Origin of the sequence: Streptomyces sp. IBSNAI002, from assembly GCF_052244475.1 — a bacterium.
Taxonomy (GTDB): domain Bacteria; phylum Actinomycetota; class Actinomycetes; order Streptomycetales; family Streptomycetaceae; genus Streptomyces.
The window spans coordinates 3,929,013-3,944,794 of record NZ_JBQPXG010000002.1; the positions used below are offsets into that span (position 1 = coordinate 3,929,013).

The following is a 15,782-nucleotide window of genomic DNA, read 5'->3' on the forward strand; positions in this document are numbered from 1 at the left end:
GGTGCACTCTCCTCGGCTGGGGCAGCGAGTTACCGCCGGTAATGTACGCAGCGTCAACCCGGCCCGAACACCCCCGCAACCTCCTTCTTCACCGACGCTCCACGCTTCCCCCTCCCCGTGCGCGTCAAGAGGCACTTCCCGGACACCGGATCGAATGCATTTATCTACGTAATTTCAGGTAGCACCGACCCCGAACCCGACCCCTGAACCCGGCTCCGGACAGAAAAAAGAGGGCCACTGGATGTGACCCTCCGTCCTGCCGCGGATTCGACCGGGGCGGCCGACTCCGCGGATTCAGCCGAGCAGCGCCTTCACCGCGGAGATCACCGGAACTCCGGCTTCTCCGATGAGCGCGGCGATTCCGGAGAACGTCCGGAGCAGTTTGTTGAAGCGGCCTTCGGAGGGATTCGAACTGATCTCCTCGATTGCCGCGTCCACCTCCGCCCGGTCGCTCTCGTCGAGGTGCTCCCGCATCGCCCGGACTTCGTCGAGGAGCTTCTGCAGGGCCGGCGACCCCGCCTCGGGGACGCCCACGTGCTTTCCGCCGGCGACGATGTCCCCGGAGCCGCTGTGCTCCGCCTTGCCGATGCTCCCGGACCCGTACTGCGTGTACTGGTCACCCATCACCGGCCCCCGATGTTTCCGGAGCCGCTGTGCTGGGCCCTGCCGATGCTCCCGGCCCCGTACTGCTCGATGTGGTCACCCATGACGGCGTGCTTCACGTTGTAGACCACCTGCGCGGTGTCGGGCCGGCCGATCGCCTTGGTGATCTCCATGACGAGGGCCTGGATCTCGCTGTGCTCCGTCGACCACACGGCATCGCGCTGCGTGCCGGAGGTGTTGAGGACCAGACCGTACAGCGGGGGCCTGCCGATCACCGTGACGAGCTGCCAGATCAGCAGACCCAGCACGACGACCAGCAGGATGAACCCGATTTCCCCGGCGGCGGCCGCCACGATCCCGCCGATGATGAGAGCGCCGAGCGCACGGCCGATGAACTTTTTCCATGCCGCGCCCTTGTCGACCTCCAATACGCGCTGTCCGACGTGGGAGATGTTGCGCAACGGATAAGCCTCACCGTCGACCCACAGCACGCCTTCGTGCACCCGGACTTCAACGGTTGATTGGCTACGCGCCATATCTCGCCCCCCTTGCCTGTTTTTAGGACTTCTCGGCACGCAGTGTAGGACGGGCCCGATCGGTTACGCAGGGTTCGGACAATTTCAATTTAGTGATGATCAATTCGCCATTCCGCTTGACAGCGGAGCCGGTTGCTCCAAAATCCGGCGGACACTCATGGCAGCGGCCAGGTCCGGGGGCGCGGAATGCCCGATCGCAGCCGTCGCAGTTCTGGAGCGGGTCGGGCCGCCTGACGGGCCGGGCGGGCGGGGGCGCCGGGAGACGGGGCGGAACCCGGGCTTTGAGGCGGTACGCGATCAGGGCCGCCGAGTTGCGCAGGTCGGCCGGAAGGTCCGCGGCCAGGGCGCGGCGTACCGCCTCGGGCTCGACCCCGCGCTCCAGCCAGACCGAGGCGGCGGGCGCGAGCCGCGTCACGTCGCGGGCGGCGAGCAGCAGCCGGGGGTCCTCACTGCGCAGCCCCGCGAGCAACTCCACCGCCTCCCGACGAACGGGCTCGGGGGCCGGCTCCGGCTCGGGGGCCGGTTCGGGCTCGGGGGCCGGTTCGGGCTCGGGGGCCGGCTCCGCCACTGCCACCGGCTCTGGCTCGGGGGCGGGCTCGGGGGCGGGTAGGGGCTCGGGGGCGGGTAGGGGCTCGGCCTTCGGGCCGACCGCCGGGCTGTTGTACGAGTACGTACGGGTCACCACCCGCCCCGTCGCCAGCCGCTCGCGCCGCCGCACCAGATACCCGTACCGCTCCAGCTCCCGCAAGGCCGCGGCGACCCGGATCTCACCCTCCGCGGACCGCCCGGCGAGGGCCTTGACGCCGACGGGCGAACCGGCGGGCAGCGACTGGATGTACAGGGCGATGCCCCGTGCGGTGAAGGACAGTTCGCGGTGCTGGGCGAGGCCGTTGCCCACCACCGTGAAGTGACTGGCGTGCCGTACGTTGACGTGGACGACACCTGATCGGGGGGTCCCGGCGGGAACACGGGGCGCGGCGGGCGAGGGCGCGTTAGTCTGCTGAAGAGCCATGGGGAAGGTTTGAGCTTCCTGCTTGGTCAGGCCCTCGACCGGGATGCCAGTCCCGCCGGGGGCCGTCTCATGTCTGCGGTGGTCGGGGCGAGCATATGCCGGGCAACCAGTCGTAAATCCAGCCCAGTTGGCAGGATTCACCCATCCGAGGGATGGCGCCCGCCCGCGTGGACGGGGCGGGTTTGGTCGGTTGGTTCTCTCACCGGTGATGTGGCACTTACGCGTCTAAGCACGCCGGGTCGCGGGGCCCCGCGACCCGGCGGCCAACGAGACCTCCGCCCACACCACCTTGGACGGTGCGGGCCCTTCCCTTACGCCCCAACGCTCCGCGATCCCCTCGACGATCACCAGCCCCCGCCCCGGATCGCGGCGGACCGGGACCCGGTCACCCCGCGTATCGGTCACCTCGATCCGCAGCACCCCTCCGCCGACCCCGAGCACCAACCGGAAGTCCCGCCCGGGCACCCGCCCGTGGGTCACGGCGTTCACGGCGAGCTCGGCCACCACCTGGGCCGGATCCCACAAGGGCAGCCCCCACGCCCTCAGTTGCTCGACCGCGAGCAGCCGGGCCAGCCGGGCACCGCGCGGGGTGGAGGAAAGCCGTACGTCGAACCGGTCGGTGGTGGCCCGGTGTGGGGCGAGTCCATGATTCACGTCACACAGCGTGGCGGGGTGTGCGTACCGTGAGAAGCGGGAGCGCCCGTGCGTCCGGCCTTTGTCCGACGGTTGTCCTGAGCTGTCGCGGCTGTCCCGAACTCCGGCCGGGCAAGGGGTGTGGGGACATTCGGCTCGTCGGAGGTGGGCGCGTGAGCGTGGACAGTGACGGTACGGAAGACGCGGGCTGGGACGTCGATCCGGAGGACGAGCAGGGAGTGGCGGTCCTGGCCGCGCTCGGCCGGCAGCTCCGCGCCTGGCGGGAGGCCGCCGACACCCGGGCCGCCGACTTCGGGCTGGCCATCGGGTACGGGGAGGACCTGGTCCGCAAGGTCGAGGCGGGCAAGCGGATCCCCCGCCCCGAATACCTGGACAAGGCGGACGAGGTACTGCGGGCGGGCGGGAGGATCGCCGCGATGAAGGCGGACGTCGAGCAGGTCCGCTATCCCAAGAAGGTGCGGGATCTCGCGAAGCTCGAGGGGCGGGCTGTCGAGATCAGCGTGTACAGCAGCCACAACATCCATGGACTGCTTCAGACATCCGAGTACGCGGCAGCGCTGTTCGGGATGCGGCGGCCCGCGTACTCCAGGGACGAGTTGGACCAGATGCTCGCTGCGCGCATGGCGCGCCACTCGGTCTTCGACCGGGCCCCAGGCCCGGCGCTCGCCTTCGTGCAGGAGGAGGTGACACTCCGCCGCAGGATCGGAGGCACAATGGTCCTGCGCCGACAGCTCGAACACCTGCTGGAGGTCATCAAGTTGCCGAACGTGGAGTTCCAGGTCATGCCGACCGACGTCGAAGAGCACGCCGGCATGGGGGGCCGGATCCAGGTGCTCAAATTCCCGGACGGTACGGCAGTGGGCCGGTCGGAAGGTGCGTTCCAAGGGCGTCCGGTCTCCGACCCTAAGCAGCTCCGAATCCTCGAACTGCGCTATGGCATCATCCGAGCTCAAGCCCTCACGCCGCGTGCGTCGCTGGCCTTCATCGAGGAACTGCTGGGAGAGACATGATCGACAACCCCAAGCTGGACTGGTTCAAGAGCAGCTACAGCGACAGCAGCGAAGGCGACGACTGCGTCGAGGTGGCCACCACCCCCGCCACCGTCCACGTCCGCGACTCCAAAGACCTCCGCCTCCCCCACCTCGCCTTCGGCCCTCACGCCTGGGCGGGATTCATCGCGCACACCTGAGCCCGACGCCGGCGGGCCAGCAGCCCGCTCAGGCCGCGTACCAGCGCCCAGAGCGCCGTGGCGTTGCACAGAGCGCAGGCCAGGACCACCCCGTAGAAGCCGAACCCGAGCCACATGTCGGACAGTTCGGAGGCGGGCAGGTCGTACGAGCCCGGGTCGGCCGGGGGCGGCCCCCCGGTCACGGGCGGCTCGCCGGGCAAGGGCAAGGGCAAGGGCTCGGGCGGCACGGGGCCCGTGTGGACGGGCGGCGCGATCTCCGGCTCCCCGAGAGACTTGGGAGCGGGCGCGATCAGCCCCATGACCGCCAGGCTGAGCGGGGCGGTGACCAGCACCGGCCAGACCCCGGCGAACCCTGCGTCCCCCGTCCGGACGAGCACGTCCACCCAGACCAGCAATCCGAGCACCACGGCCAGGTAGCCCGCGGGAACCAACACTTCAAGCCTCGACCGACGCCGCCTCACGACTTCCCCCTCTTCGTCCGACAGCCAGTATCGAAACGGCGGAGCGGGCACGCCTGAGTACGGCTACTCATCCGCCTGCGTACGCCCTACGGCTCCGGGCGGGCGGCCGGCCCAGGAGGCGGGCCTCCTGATGCCCTCGCATTAGCATGGACATGATCCAGCGTGATCGGGTCACGTCAGGGGGAACCGGATGTCGTTCGACGCGGAATGGGCGCAGCACAAGGCTGCCGTCCTGGCCGGGCAGGGCCAGGGGCCGCCCGCCGTGCGGCTCGGTCAGGTGGCGCCGGAGGCGGGCGGTGGCGGGCCCGCCGGGGGGCTGCTCGCCGGGGCCGGCTCCATCAACGGCAACGCCAACCTGCTCATCGAGATCGCCGCGCTCCTGCACGAGGGCCGCCCGGACGGCGACGCGTCCACCATGGCCCGCGCCCCGCGCGCACACGCCGACGTCTCGGCCCAGACCCTCCGCTTCGCCCGGTTCGCCGACGACCAGTTCAAGGACACCGTCGCCCTGTTCGCAGCGCTGGCCACCCGTCTGAAGACCACCGGCACCGGCTTCGCCCGGGTCGACGACGACACCGCCCGGGCCTTCCTCGACAGCCTCCTCACCGACGGCGCCTACGTGAAGCCGGAGTCGAGATGAGCGGGTTGAGCCACCGCGGCGACGTCGAGTTCCTGGAGGAGTGCTCCCCCGCCCTGGTGGAGCGCAACGCCGCCGAGTTCCGCCGGCTGCGCGACCTCCTCGTCCAGGTCGAGGAGCCCGCCCGGCGGGCGGAGACCCGTACCCAGTGGCAGAGCGACGGCAGCCACACGTACACCGCACGCCTCGCCGAGGCCCGCATGCTGGTGACCCGGCTGGCCGAGGGCTACGACAAGGCGGCGAGCGCCCTGCACGCCTACGCCCTGGCGCTGGGCACCGCCAAGTCCCACTACGGCAACGGCAGGCGCTCCGAGCGGGCGCTCGCCGCACTGATCGGCACGAAGGGCACCGCCGTCACCCGCACCGCGCAGGAGGCCGAACCGATGCGCCAGTGGGAGGACATGCGGGCGACGACCGGCTTCCTCGACGGTCTGGCCGAGCTCACCATGGACGTGGACGACATCAGGGACGAGGCGAACCGGCTCCACGACGACGCGGGCGGGAACTTCCGGCTGGCGAAGACCGCGGAGCAAGAGGCCCGGAGCACCTGCGTGCACGCGCTGGAGCAGGCGTACGAGCTGCTCCCCGAGTTCGTCGTGAAGGGCGCCGGCGGCCGCCCCGACCTGTACGCGGCGATGGCGGACATCCGCCGGGAGGCGGCCGAGGCCCGCACCGACCCCCTGACCCGCCTGCCGGGCGGTGGTCCCAGGCGGGAGATGACGGGACCCGTCGGCCCGGACACCCTGGTCTCGCCGCAGCTGCGGGACATCCGGATGAAGGTCGCGGGACTGCCCGACGCGGCCGACACCTACTGGGTCCCGAACGTCACCGACGGCATGCGCGCGGACTGGATCGCGCAGAACAAGGCGGTCCTGCGCGCGGCCGCCGCGCACGCGGGCGTGCCCGAGGACCTCCTCGCCGGAGTGGCCTGGCAGGAGGTCGGCGGCTGGCAGCCCGGCTTCGCCGACGACCTGGTCGGGGCGGCCCGCGAACAGGCCGAGGCGCCCTGGGGGCTGAGCCCCGTCGCCCCGCACAACCTCCCGGACCGGCTCGGCGGCAGGTCGGACGAGACCTCGTACGGTCCCATCGCGATTCAGCTGCGGCGCGGCGCGGAGGTGCTGGGCTACGACCCCGAGCACCTCACCGAGCAGCAGCGCGGCCTGGTGGAGCAGGCGCTCCAGGACCCGAAGGAGAACGCCTTCGTCGCGGGCGCCCACCTGGCGCAGATCAAGGCGGAGACGAGCTTCGCCGACGTCCCCGCGGACCGGCTGACGGAGGCCCAGAAGCGGGAGATCGCCGCACGCTACAACGGCGGCCCCTACTGGGACCTGGGCAAGGCCCAGGGGTACGGTGACCGGTTCGTCGACGACCTGGGCCGAGCGAAGGACGCCATGCGATGAGGCTCCGCCGCGAGAGCATCGACCTGCCCGAGGACCGGGGCTGCCTCCAGTGGGTGCTGGGGGTCCCGCTCGGCCTCCTCTACGCGCCGGCGGTGTACTTCTGCGTGCTGCTGCTGATCGCGGAGGCGGACCCGGGCGACGACCGCACGCGCGCCGACATGGGCTCGGGCGCCCACGCCGTGTACTTCATCTGCCTGCTCGGGCTGCTCGTCTGCCTGCTCCCGGTGTACCGCCGGACCATGAACCGCTGGTGGTACGTGCTGCCGGCGCTGCTCTCGGCGGTCGCCTGGGTGCGCATCGCGACCCTGTAGCCCCGGCACGGCATGGCACGGCACAACACGCCGCAGCCCCCGCCCGGACGGGGGCGGGGGCTGCGGCGCGTGCGGGCGCGCGCGTGCGGGCGCGGTGCGGGCGTCAGGCGGGGACGGCCACCGGCTCGGGCTTGGCGGTCTCGGCGGTCTCGGCGGTCTCAGCGGGCGCCGGGGCGGGTTCGTCGAGCGGGGAGGCAGAGGCGGAGGCGTAGGCCTCCTTGTCCAGGATCCCCTCACGGGCCGAGACGATGACCGGGACCAGGGCCTGGCCGGCCACGTTGGTGGCGGTGCGCATCATGTCCAGGATCGGGTCGATCGCCATCAGCAGGCCGACACCGGCCAGCGGCAGGCCCAGCGTGGACAGGGTCAGCGTCAGCATGACCGTGGCACCGGTCAGACCGGCCGTCGCGGCCGAGCCGATGACCGAGACGAAGGCGATGAGCAGGTACTCCTTGATGCCCAGCTGTACGTCGAAGATCTGCGCGATGAAGATCGCGGCGAGCGCCGGGTAGATCGCGGCGCAGCCGTCCATCTTGGTGGTGGCGCCGAACGGGACGGCGAAGGAGGCGTACTCCTTCGGGACGCCGAGGCGCTCGGTGACCTTCTGGGTGACCGGCATGGTGCCGACGGAGGAGCGGGAGACGAAGGCCAGCTGGATGGCGGGCCAGGCGCCCTTGAAGAACTGGACCGGGCTGACCTTGGCGACCGTGGCGAGCAGCAGCGGGTACACGCCGAACATCACCAGGGCGCAGCCGATGTAGACGTCGGCCGTGAAGGTCGCGTACTTGCCGATGAGCTCCCAGCCGTACGTGGCGATCGCGGTGCCGATCAGGCCGATGGTGCCGATCGGGGCGAGGCGGATGACCCACCACAGGGCCTTCTGGAGCAGTTCGAGCACGGACTCGGCGAGGTCGAGGACGGGCTTGGCCTTGCCGCCGAGCTGGAGGGCGGCGATACCGGCGACGACGGCCAGGAAGACGATCTGGAGGACCTTCAGCTCGGTGAACGGCGTGACGATGTTCGTCGGCACGATCCCGGTGAGGAAGTCGATCCAGGAGCCGGTCTTCTTCGGCTCCTTGCCGTCGGCGGCGGTGAGGCCGGTGCCCGCGCCGGGGTCGGTCAGCAGGCCGATCGCGATGCCTATGCCGACCGCGATCAGCGAGGTGATCATGAACCAGAGCAGCGTGCGCGAGGCGAGCCGTGCGGCGTTGTTCACCTTCCGCAGGTTGGTGATGGACACCAGGATCGCGAAGAAGACGAGCGGCGCGATGGCCAGCTTCAGCAGCTGGATGAAGATGTCACCGGTCTTCTCGAGCGTGGTGCCGAGCCAGCTGACGTCCTGGCTGCGGGCGATCCAGCCGAACAGGACGCCCAGGACCAGACCGGCGAGGATCTGGGCCCAGAACGGGAACTTGAACGAGGCCTTGGCGGGAGCCTGGGCCTGGGGGGACGCGGACACGAACACGCTCCTGGGGTGACGCACGAAGACAGGGGAAGTTCTGCGGGAGGGGTGGTGCGGTGCGGCAGCAGCCAGGAGCACCTCCCGGGCGAAGCCCGGGGAAGGAGCGCGGCCGGCCGGGACCGCTGCTGTATCGATTCAGCGCACGAGGCGGATCAACAGCAACAGGCCGCGGTCGCGCGGCGGCAGAGGTCGACGTCCAGGCGCGCCACGAGCGGAACGCTCACGGTCATCGGGTGCGCAGCTGTGGTCAACATGTTGAACACGCTAACACCTACCCTTTGAGAATCTCAAAGGGGTTCTTTGGGACGGGAAAACACGACCGCCCCAGCGCAGCGGGCGGTCTACCCGGCTCTGGGGCGGTTCGGTGTGTGAGGAAGCTAACGGACCGCTACGAGGTCACGCGCGCGCCGCGTCGTCGGCCGCGTCCTCCTGGCTGCGGTTCGCGGCGAGCTTCTGCTTCGCGCCCGTGACCCGGCCGGAGATCTGCTCGGACATCTCGTCGCGCTGCTTGCGCAGGAGCACGAAGGAGAGCGGGGCGGAGATGACGAGGGCCAGCAGCACGACCCAGGCGAAGTTGGCCTCGCCGAGGCCTGCGGGCACCCAGCCGAGGTTGACCAGGAGGGCGACGACGACGAGGCATCCGACGAAGATGCCCAGACGCATCGCGGTGTAGCGGATCGTCGCGCTCGGCTTGAGGGACACGGTGACCCCTTCTCTCTCGTCTTCGTACGGCGGCACGTGCCCGTCCAGTGAAGCACGCCGGGCCACCGCTCCGGCCCGCTGGGGTCGGCTGCCCGGCCGGGTCAGTACAGCGGCAGCAGCATCGTGATGTCGTCGCGGTCGTCGCCCGGGGCGACGCGGATGGCGTCGGGGACGCGGCCGACCTCCTTGTAGCCGCAGGACTCGTAGAAGCGCTCCAGGCCGAGGCCGCCGCGGCAGCCGAGGCGGATCGCGTCGATGCCCTCGAGGGAGCGGGCGGCCTCGGCCGCCGCGGCCATCAGGTCGCGGCCGTAGCCCTTGCCCTGGTGACGCGGGTGGACCATCACCGTGTAGGCCCACACCCAGTGCAGCTGGAGCCGGTGCGTGTTGTGGGTCAGGAACGCGGTCGCGGCGACCTCGCCGGTCTCGTCGTGCCCGACCAGGAGCCGGCTGCCGCCGTCGGCGACCGCGGCGAGCTGCTTGATCAGCGCGGGGCGGATGTCGTCGGCGGTGACCGGGGGGACGAAGCCCACGGCGCCGCCCGCGTTGGAGACATCGGCCCACAGCGACAGCATGCCCTCGCGCAGGGCGGGGTCGATGACCGGATCCAGGGTGAAAGTAAGGGTCACGCCTGAAGATTATCTATTACTGGCAGCGCTGGCAACGAAGCCCCGGCCGCACCGCGGACCGGGGCTCGTCACACGCCCTCGCGGTGACCGCGCGTCAGACCCGCATCGCCTGCGGCGTCTCGCGCAGGTCCGCGTCCGGGCCGGGGTACTCACGGATGATCTCGTAGCGCGTATTGCGCTCGACCGGGCGGAAGCCCGCCTCGCGGATCAGCTCGAGCAGGTCCTCGCGGCCCAGCTTGTTCGGGGTGCCGTAGTTGTCCGCGTCGTGCGTGATCTTGTACTCGACGACCGAGCCGTCCATGTCGTCCGCGCCGTGCTGCAGCGCGAGCTGGGCGGTCTGCACGCCGTGCATCACCCAGAAGACCTTGACGTGCGGCACGTTGTCGAACAGCAGACGGGAGACGGCGAAGGTCTTCAGGGCCTCGGCGCCCGTCGCCATCGTCGTCCGCGCCTGGAGCTTGTTGCGGACCTTGCCGTCCTTCATGTCCACGAAGTCGTGCTGGTAGCGCAGCGGGATGAAGACCTGGAAGCCGCCGGTCTCGTCCTGGAGCTCGCGCAGCCGCAGCACGTGGTCCACCCGGTGGCGCGGCTCCTCGATGTGCCCGTACAGCATCGTCGAAGGGGTCTTGAGGCCCTTCGAGTGCGCCAGCCGGTGGATGCGCGACCAGTCCTCCCAGTGGGTGCGGTGGTCGACGATGTGCTGGCGCACCTCCCAGTCGAAGATCTCCGCGCCGCCGCCGGTGAGCGACTCCAGGCCGGCCTCGATCAGCTCGTCCAGGATGTCCGAGGCGGACATGCCGGAGATCGTCTCGAAGTGGTGGATCTCCGTCGCCGTGAACGCCTTCAGCGAGACGTTCGGCAGGGCCTTCTTCAGCTCGGACAGCGAGCGCGGGTAGTAGCGCCACGGCAGGTTGGGGTGCAGGCCGTTGACGATGTGCAGCTCGGTGAGGTTGTCGTTCTCCATGGCCTTGGCCAGGCGCACGGCCTCTTCGATGCGCATCGTGTACGCGTCCTTCTCGCCCGGCTTGCGCTGGAACGAGCAGTACGCGCACGAGGCGGTGCACACGTTCGTCATGTTGAGGTGGCGGTTGACGTTGAAGTGGACGACGTCGCCGTTCTTGCGCGTGCGCACCTCGTGGGCGAGGCCACCGAGCCAGGCCAGGTCGTCCGACTCGTAGAGGGCGATGCCGTCCTCACGGGTCAGCCGCTCGCCGGAACGGACCTTCTCCTCCAGCTCGCGCTTGAGCCCAGCGTCCATCAGGCGGTCGCCTCCTCTAGATGCCTGTCCTGCAACCCGTCCAACCGTACTCTCAGCCTTCCTCGGGAAGTTCCCCGACCCGGTTCTCCCACTTCGTGGAGAGCACGATGGTGGTGCGGGTGCGGGAGACGCCCTTGGTGCCGGAGAGCCTGCGGATGATCTTCTCCAGACCGTCCACGTCGTTGGCGCGCACCTTCAGCATGAAGGAGTCGTCGCCCGCGATGAACCAGCAGTCCTCGATCTCCGCGAGGTCGCGCAGCCGCCGGGCGACGTCCTCGTGGTCGGCGGCGTCGGACATGGAGAGCCCGATCAGCGCGGTGACGCCGAGGCCGAGCGAGGCCGCGTTCACGGTCGCGCGGTAGCCGGTGATCACACCGGCCGACTCCAGCCGGTTGATGCGGTCGGTGACGCTGGGGCCGGAGAGGCCCACGAGACGGCCCAGCTCCGCGTACGAGGCACGACCGTTCTCGCGAAGTGCCTGGATGAGCTGCCTGTCCACCGTGTCCATTACGTGGAGCCTTCCATTATTCGGCGATCCTGCAAGTTTAGGTATAGAATCTAAGGCACACAGGGTCAACACCCTGTGAATCTTTCAACAGATCAATGACGATCTTCAGGAGTGGTTCACCGTGTACACGATCGAGATGGCCTACGCGCACATGCGACAGCTCCAGGAGCTGGCCAACCGATCCCGCACCGACCAGCCGTCCGCCGCGCACCGCGTGGACAAGACCCGCAGGCCGCGCAGCGCCAAGAAGCGCTAGCCACCGCTTGCCCCGGGAGGCCGGGAGCCGCCCAGCTCCCCCTTCCGAGCGACGGCTCCGCCGAGCTCTCCCTTCCGAGCGACGGCTCCGCCGAGCTCTCCCTCCCAACGGCGGTACAGCCGGTGCGGCACCCCTGCCGCGTCCAGCACCCGCCCCGCGACGAAATCCACCAGATCCTGGATGTGCGTCGCACCCGCGTAGAACGCCGGAGAGGCGGGCAGCACGACCGCGCCCGCCTCGTCCAGCGTCACCAGATGCTTCAGCGTCTGCCCGTTCAGCGGGGTCTCCCGCACACAGACCACCAGCCGCCGCCGCTCCTTGAGCGTCACGCTCGCCACGCGCTGGAGCAGGTCCTTCGACAGCCCGAGCGCCACCCCCGCCACGCACGCCGTGGAGGCGGGGACGACGAGCATCCCCTTGACGGGGTACGAGCCCGAACTCGGCCCGGCGGCCAGGTCCCCCGCACCCCAGTAGCGCACTCCGTCCAGGTCCGGACGGGCGAAGGTCGCGGGCTTGCCGTCCGCCCCGCGCTCCAGCCACTCCCCCAGATCGTCCCGCCAGTGCGCGTCCCGGAAGGCGATGCCGGTCTCGTCCAGCAGGGTGAGCCGCGAGGCCCGGCTGACCACCAGGTCGACGCTCTCCCCCGCCGCGAGCAGCCCGCGGAGCACCGCCGCCGCGTACGGGGTCCCGGAAGCCCCGGAAACCCCGACCACCCACGGGGTGCGCTTGCGCTCAGTCATACCTCCGAGACTATCCGGCCACGCCTGGGCACGGCCCGGTGAGGTGTCCGGCGCGGACCGGCAGCCGGTCACGGATCCAGGACAGCGCGGGGCTCAACCCACCCGGCCGGCCTTGATGACGTACACCATGACCGTCTCGCCGTCGGGGCTCCATCGCGGAAGCTCCCAGACAACGGTGTGCCTCATTGAGCGGCCTGCCGGTCCTCGTCCTCCAACCGGGCCATGAAGGCGTCACGGCCGACCGGCGTCGCGCTCCTGTCGGCCTCACGCCGTCGGGCTTCCGCGACGTCGGCCTCGTCCCTCAGCCTCCGGAGCTCCTCCAGCTCCTCCAGTTCCTCTATCGGCACGAGCCCGGCCGCCGCTGCCCTAGAAGGTCAGGCCCCGGACGGTCAGGTCCAGCACCGCGCACACGAACAGGGCAATCCCGATGAACCCGTTGACCGTGAAGAAGGCCCGGTTCAGGCGGGACAGGTCGTGCGGAGTCACGATGCCGTGCTCGTAGAAGAAGGCGCAGACCACGATCAGCAGGCCCGCCCAGAAGAACATCCCCGCGTCCGTGGCCAGGGCGTACCAGACCAGCAGGGCCGTGGTCACGACGTGCGCGCCGCGGGCCCCCCACAGCGCGGCCGGGACACCGAAGCGGGCCGGGACGGACTTGACGCCCTCCGCGCGGTCCGCGGCGACGTCCTGGGAGGCGAAGATCAGGTCGAAGCCGCCGATCCACACGCCCACCGCCAGCCCCAGGATGACCGCGTCCCACGACCACTCGCCGGTGACCGCCAGCCAGGCCCCGACCGGGCCGATCGCCTGGGCCAGGCCCAGGATGGCGTGCGGGAAGTTCGTGAACCGCTTGCCGTACGGGTAGACCACCATCGGGACCACCGCGACGGGCGCCAGGGCCAGGCAGAGCGGGTTCAGCAGCGCCGCCGCGCCGAGGAAGACGACGAGCGCGATCCCCGCCCCGGTCCACGCGGACCGCACCGACACCGCTCCGGTGACCAGCTCGCGGCCGGCCGTACGCGGATTGCGGGCGTCGATCTCGCGGTCGATGATCCGGTTGGCGGCCATCGCGAAGGTCCGCAGGCCCACCATGCAGACGGTGACGAGCAGCAGCGTGCCCCAGTGCACGCTCCGGTCGAGCCGGAACATGGCGGTGAGCGCGGCGATGTAGGCGAAGGGCAGCGCGAAGACCGAGTGCTCGATCATCACGAGCCGCAGGAACGCCTTGATCTTGTTGGTGGCCTCGGGTGCGGGGCCGGGCCCGACCACTCCGTCGGCGGTGGTCATCATGCGCAGTCCCTCCGGAGGGCTTCGAGGTGGGCCGTCGGGCCGCCCGGGAGGACGGCGCCGGTCACGCCAGGCTCCCGCGGAACTCTTCGAGGTCGGCCAGCAGCGTGGCGAGGGGCACCGGGTCGGTCTCCAGGATCAGGAAGGCCTCCGCGTCGCCCTCGGGCGGGGTGATCCGGGCGGTGAACGCGTAGTCCTCGCCGACCGGACGGGCGTCGAGCCGCAGGACCGCACCGGCCTCGACCGTGAACCGCCCGCCGGCGGCCAGGGCCGCCTCCAGCCGCTCCGCGAAGTCCTCCGCCTCGGAGTCGCGCAGGCCCGGCAGCTCGAAGCCGCCGCCCCCGCCGTGCTCGTCTTCCCCGCCGTCCCCGCCGTCGGCCCAGTCCAGCATCAGCGCCCAGACGTCGCCGGGGCCGGCGAACTCCTCCGGGGAGACGCCCGCCTCCTCGGCGGCCCGCCGGACACCGGGGTCGGCCGGATCGAGCTCGGGGCGCACCAGGGCCACGTACGTCTCGCCGCCGAGGAAGAGGGCCGGGCCGCCCATCGCGATCGGGCTCACAGTCCGTACTCCGGCTCATCCCCGTGGGAACGGGGAGCGGGCCCGGCGCTCTTCTCGCTCATCTTCGTCTCGGGACTCACAGTCCGTACTCCTTCCAACGCCGCGTCACCCGTTCGGCCGTCGCCGGGTCGGACTCGACCATGTCGGGCCAGCCGCCGTCGCGGGTGTAGCCCTCCTCGGGGAGCTTCTTGGTGGCGTCGATGCCCGCCTTGCCTCCCCAGAACTGCTGGTAGGAGGCGTGGTCGAGGTGGTCGACAGGGCCCTCGACCACCGTGAGGTCGCGGGCGTAGTCCGTATTGCCGAGCGCCCGCCAGGACACCTCGTGCAGATCGTGGACGTCGCAATCGGCGTCCACCACGACGATCAGCTTGGTCAGCGACATCATGTGCGCGCCCCAGATGGCGTGCATGACCTTCTGGGCGTGCTTCGGGTACTTCTTGTCGATCGAGACGATCGCGCAGTTGTGGAAGCCGCCCGACTCGGGCAGGTGGTAGTCCACGATGTCCGGCACGATGATCTTGAGGAGCGGGAGGAAGAAGCGTTCCGTCGCACGGCCCAGCGGGCCGTCCTCGGTCGGCGGCCGGCCCACCACGATCGACTGGAGCAGCGGACGCCTGCGCATCGTCACGCAGTCGATCTTCAGCGCGGGGAAGGGCTCCTGCGGGGTGTAGAAGCCGGTGTGGTCGCCGAACGGGCCCTCCGGGAGGGTCTCCCCCGGCTCCAGCCAGCCCTCGATCACGACCTCCGCGTTGGCCGGGACCTGGAGCGGCACGGTCTTGCAGTCGACCATCTCGATGCGCTTGCCGGCGACGAAGCCCGCGAACAGGTACTCGTCGATGTCGCCGGGCAGCGGCGCGGTGGACGCGTACGTCACCGCGGGCGGGCAGCCGAAGGCGATCGCGACCGGCAGCCGCTCGCCCCGCTTGGCGGCCACCGCGTAATGGTTGCGGCTGTCCTTGTGGATCTGCCAGTGCATGCCGATGGTGCGCTTGTCGTGGCGCTGGAGGCGGTAGAGGCCCAGGTTGCGGACGCCGGTCTCGGGGTGCTTGGTGTGCGTGAGGCCGAGGTTGAAGAAGGAGCCGCCGTCCTTGGGCCAGGTGAAGAGGGCCGGGAGCTGGTCGAGGTCCACGTCGTCGCCGGTGAGGACGACCTCCTGGACGGGCGCGGACTCGCCCTTCACCTTCTTCGGCGGCACGTGCACCATCGAGCCGAGCTTGCCGAAGGCCTCGCGGACGCCGATGAAGCCCTGCGGCAGCTCCGGCTTGAGCAGCCCGCCGATCTTCTCGCTGATCTCGCCGTACGACTTCAGGCCCAGCGCCTTCAGCAGGCGGCGGTCGGTGCCGAAGACGTTCATGGCCAGCGGCATCGCCGAGCCCTTGACGTTCTCGAACAGCAGGGCCGGGCCGCCCGCCTTGTTCACTCTGTCGACGATCTCCCCCACTTCGAGGTGCGGGTCGACTTCGGCCTTGATGCGCTTGAGGTCGCCCTCCCGCTCCAGAGCCCGGAGCAGCGAGCGGAGATCGTCGTAAGCCATAGGGGCAAGTATCCGTCACCAACTACCCTGGGAGGGTCACCGGGGCC

The 15,782-nt window shown here is 70.4% G+C and carries 21 protein-coding genes; 6 read left to right on the forward strand and 15 right to left on the reverse strand.

Going from position 1 to position 15,782, the window contains the following annotated elements; all coding sequences use genetic code 11:
- Positions 1-294 precede the first annotated feature (294 nt).
- The 4 genes from ACTVZO_RS18945 to ACTVZO_RS18960 all read right to left on the reverse strand — a co-directional run bounded on the left by ACTVZO_RS18945 (position 295) and on the right by ACTVZO_RS18960 (position 2,805).
- Positions 295-624, reverse strand: coding sequence for a hypothetical protein (locus ACTVZO_RS18945; protein WP_443299519.1), 330 nt, complete (start codon positions 622-624; stop codon positions 295-297).
- Positions 624-1,139 carry a DUF6232 family protein gene (locus ACTVZO_RS18950; RefSeq protein ID WP_443299520.1) on the reverse strand — a complete coding sequence of 172 codons (516 nt, stop codon included), beginning with the start codon at positions 1,137-1,139 and terminating at the stop codon, positions 624-626. Before ACTVZO_RS18950 ends, ACTVZO_RS18945 begins: the two co-directional genes overlap by 1 nt.
- Positions 1,140-1,161: 22 nt before the next feature.
- Complete coding sequence (locus ACTVZO_RS18955; RefSeq protein ID WP_443299521.1) at positions 1,162-2,151, reverse strand: helix-turn-helix domain-containing protein; 990 nt, start codon at positions 2,149-2,151, stop codon at positions 1,162-1,164.
- 225 nt (positions 2,152-2,376) lie between these two features.
- A complete protein-coding gene (locus ACTVZO_RS18960) occupies positions 2,377-2,805 on the reverse strand; it encodes an ATP-binding protein (RefSeq protein WP_443299522.1) in 429 nt (142 codons plus the stop codon).
- Positions 2,806-2,957: 152 nt separating this feature from the next.
- Between ACTVZO_RS18960 and ACTVZO_RS18965 the strand changes: the two genes are divergently transcribed.
- Together ACTVZO_RS18965 and ACTVZO_RS18970 are read left to right on the forward strand one after the other, a co-directional pair.
- On the forward strand, positions 2,958-3,815 hold the full coding sequence (locus tag ACTVZO_RS18965) for a helix-turn-helix domain-containing protein (protein WP_443299523.1): 858 nt from the start codon (positions 2,958-2,960) through the stop codon (positions 3,813-3,815).
- A complete protein-coding gene (locus ACTVZO_RS18970; RefSeq protein WP_443299524.1) occupies positions 3,812-3,994 on the forward strand; it encodes a DUF397 domain-containing protein in 183 nt (60 codons plus the stop codon). The genes ACTVZO_RS18965 and ACTVZO_RS18970 overlap by 4 nt, the downstream gene beginning before the upstream one ends.
- Here ACTVZO_RS18970 and ACTVZO_RS18975 read toward each other — a convergent pair.
- Positions 3,961-4,506: an SCO4225 family membrane protein gene (locus tag ACTVZO_RS18975; RefSeq protein WP_443299525.1), complete on the reverse strand. Its 546-nt coding sequence runs from the start codon at positions 4,504-4,506 to the stop codon at positions 3,961-3,963. The two genes, ACTVZO_RS18970 and ACTVZO_RS18975, sit on opposite strands and share 34 nt — an antisense overlap.
- A gap of 139 nt (positions 4,507-4,645) precedes the next feature.
- Between ACTVZO_RS18975 and ACTVZO_RS18980 the strand changes: the two genes are divergently transcribed.
- Genes ACTVZO_RS18980 through ACTVZO_RS18990 form a run of 3 tightly spaced genes read left to right on the forward strand, consistent with a single transcriptional unit; the run spans position 4,646 to position 6,803 of the window.
- Positions 4,646-5,095, forward strand: a complete 450-nt coding sequence (locus ACTVZO_RS18980; RefSeq protein WP_443299526.1) for a hypothetical protein — start codon at positions 4,646-4,648, stop codon at positions 5,093-5,095.
- Complete coding sequence (locus tag ACTVZO_RS18985; RefSeq protein WP_443299527.1) at positions 5,092-6,492, forward strand: hypothetical protein; 1,401 nt, start codon at positions 5,092-5,094, stop codon at positions 6,490-6,492. The genes ACTVZO_RS18980 and ACTVZO_RS18985 overlap by 4 nt, the downstream gene beginning before the upstream one ends.
- Positions 6,489-6,803 carry a hypothetical protein gene (locus ACTVZO_RS18990; RefSeq protein WP_443299528.1) on the forward strand — a complete coding sequence of 105 codons (315 nt, stop codon included), beginning with the start codon at positions 6,489-6,491 and terminating at the stop codon, positions 6,801-6,803. Before ACTVZO_RS18985 ends, ACTVZO_RS18990 begins: the two co-directional genes overlap by 4 nt.
- Positions 6,804-6,906: 103 nt before the next feature.
- Here ACTVZO_RS18990 and ACTVZO_RS18995 read toward each other — a convergent pair whose 3' ends face one another.
- The 5 genes from ACTVZO_RS18995 to ACTVZO_RS19015 all read right to left on the reverse strand — a co-directional run bounded on the left by ACTVZO_RS18995 (position 6,907) and on the right by ACTVZO_RS19015 (position 11,359).
- Complete coding sequence (locus tag ACTVZO_RS18995; RefSeq protein ID WP_443299529.1) at positions 6,907-8,262, reverse strand: dicarboxylate/amino acid:cation symporter; 1,356 nt, start codon at positions 8,260-8,262, stop codon at positions 6,907-6,909.
- A 399-nt stretch (positions 8,263-8,661) separates the two neighbouring features.
- Complete coding sequence (locus tag ACTVZO_RS19000; protein ID WP_443303219.1) at positions 8,662-8,928, reverse strand: DUF4229 domain-containing protein; 267 nt, start codon at positions 8,926-8,928, stop codon at positions 8,662-8,664.
- Positions 8,929-9,068: 140 nt separating this feature from the next.
- Positions 9,069-9,593, reverse strand: coding sequence for a GNAT family N-acetyltransferase (locus ACTVZO_RS19005; protein WP_443299530.1), 525 nt, complete (start codon positions 9,591-9,593; stop codon positions 9,069-9,071).
- Between the two features lie 94 nt (positions 9,594-9,687).
- Positions 9,688-10,851, reverse strand: coding sequence for an aminofutalosine synthase MqnE (mqnE, locus tag ACTVZO_RS19010; RefSeq protein ID WP_443299531.1), 1,164 nt, complete (start codon positions 10,849-10,851; stop codon positions 9,688-9,690).
- Between the two features lie 52 nt (positions 10,852-10,903).
- On the reverse strand, positions 10,904-11,359 hold the full coding sequence (locus ACTVZO_RS19015) for an Lrp/AsnC family transcriptional regulator (protein WP_069920705.1): 456 nt from the start codon (positions 11,357-11,359) through the stop codon (positions 10,904-10,906).
- Positions 11,360-11,480: 121 nt separating this feature from the next.
- Here ACTVZO_RS19015 and ACTVZO_RS19020 point away from each other — a divergent pair, with 121 nt between their 5' ends.
- Positions 11,481-11,615: a hypothetical protein gene (locus ACTVZO_RS19020; RefSeq protein WP_443299532.1), complete on the forward strand. Its 135-nt coding sequence runs from the start codon at positions 11,481-11,483 to the stop codon at positions 11,613-11,615.
- On the opposite strand, the gene ACTVZO_RS19025 is transcribed toward ACTVZO_RS19020, so the two are convergent.
- From ACTVZO_RS19025 to ACTVZO_RS19045, 5 genes are all read right to left on the reverse strand, one after another.
- On the reverse strand, positions 11,612-12,355 hold the full coding sequence (locus ACTVZO_RS19025) for a UbiX family flavin prenyltransferase (RefSeq protein ID WP_443299533.1): 744 nt from the start codon (positions 12,353-12,355) through the stop codon (positions 11,612-11,614). The genes ACTVZO_RS19020 and ACTVZO_RS19025 overlap by 4 nt on opposite strands.
- A gap of 182 nt (positions 12,356-12,537) precedes the next feature.
- On the reverse strand, positions 12,538-12,702 hold the full coding sequence (locus ACTVZO_RS19030) for a hypothetical protein (protein WP_443299534.1): 165 nt from the start codon (positions 12,700-12,702) through the stop codon (positions 12,538-12,540).
- Between the two features lie 19 nt (positions 12,703-12,721).
- Complete coding sequence (gene mqnP, locus ACTVZO_RS19035) at positions 12,722-13,642, reverse strand: menaquinone biosynthesis prenyltransferase MqnP (protein WP_443303220.1); 921 nt, start codon at positions 13,640-13,642, stop codon at positions 12,722-12,724.
- A gap of 64 nt (positions 13,643-13,706) precedes the next feature.
- On the reverse strand, positions 13,707-14,201 hold the full coding sequence (locus ACTVZO_RS19040) for a hypothetical protein (RefSeq protein WP_443299535.1): 495 nt from the start codon (positions 14,199-14,201) through the stop codon (positions 13,707-13,709).
- A 76-nt stretch (positions 14,202-14,277) separates the two neighbouring features.
- Positions 14,278-15,735 (reverse strand): menaquinone biosynthesis decarboxylase, encoded by a 1,458-nt coding sequence (locus ACTVZO_RS19045; RefSeq protein WP_443299536.1) that lies wholly within the window; start codon positions 15,733-15,735, stop codon positions 14,278-14,280.
- Positions 15,736-15,782: the final 47 nt, after the last annotated feature.

Excerpts from the sequence above, each read along its gene's own strand:
- ACTVZO_RS18945 (WP_443299519.1), bottom strand. The coding sequence starts at position 624 with ATGGGTGACCAGTACACGCAGTACGGGTCCGGGAGCATCGGCAAGGCG.
- ACTVZO_RS18950 (WP_443299520.1), bottom strand. The coding sequence starts at position 1,139 with ATGGCGCGTAGCCAATCAACCGTTGAAGTCCGGGTGCACGAAGGCGTG.
- ACTVZO_RS18955 (WP_443299521.1), bottom strand. The coding sequence starts at position 2,151 with ATGGCTCTTCAGCAGACTAACGCGCCCTCGCCCGCCGCGCCCCGTGTT.
- ACTVZO_RS18970 (WP_443299524.1), top strand. The coding sequence starts at position 3,812 with ATGATCGACAACCCCAAGCTGGACTGGTTCAAGAGCAGCTACAGCGAC.
- ACTVZO_RS18980 (WP_443299526.1), top strand. The coding sequence starts at position 4,646 with ATGTCGTTCGACGCGGAATGGGCGCAGCACAAGGCTGCCGTCCTGGCC.
- ACTVZO_RS18985 (WP_443299527.1), top strand. The coding sequence starts at position 5,092 with ATGAGCGGGTTGAGCCACCGCGGCGACGTCGAGTTCCTGGAGGAGTGC.
- ACTVZO_RS18990 (WP_443299528.1), top strand. The coding sequence starts at position 6,489 with ATGAGGCTCCGCCGCGAGAGCATCGACCTGCCCGAGGACCGGGGCTGC.
- ACTVZO_RS19000 (WP_443303219.1), bottom strand. The coding sequence starts at position 8,928 with ATGCGTCTGGGCATCTTCGTCGGATGCCTCGTCGTCGTCGCCCTCCTG.
- mqnE (WP_443299531.1), bottom strand. The coding sequence starts at position 10,851 with ATGGACGCTGGGCTCAAGCGCGAGCTGGAGGAGAAGGTCCGTTCCGGC.
- ACTVZO_RS19015 (WP_069920705.1), bottom strand. The coding sequence starts at position 11,359 with ATGGACACGGTGGACAGGCAGCTCATCCAGGCACTTCGCGAGAACGGT.
- ACTVZO_RS19025 (WP_443299533.1), bottom strand. The coding sequence starts at position 12,355 with ATGACTGAGCGCAAGCGCACCCCGTGGGTGGTCGGGGTTTCCGGGGCT.
- mqnP (WP_443303220.1), bottom strand. The coding sequence starts at position 13,642 with ATGACCACCGCCGACGGAGTGGTCGGGCCCGGCCCCGCACCCGAGGCC.
- ACTVZO_RS19045 (WP_443299536.1), bottom strand. The coding sequence starts at position 15,735 with ATGGCTTACGACGATCTCCGCTCGCTGCTCCGGGCTCTGGAGCGGGAG.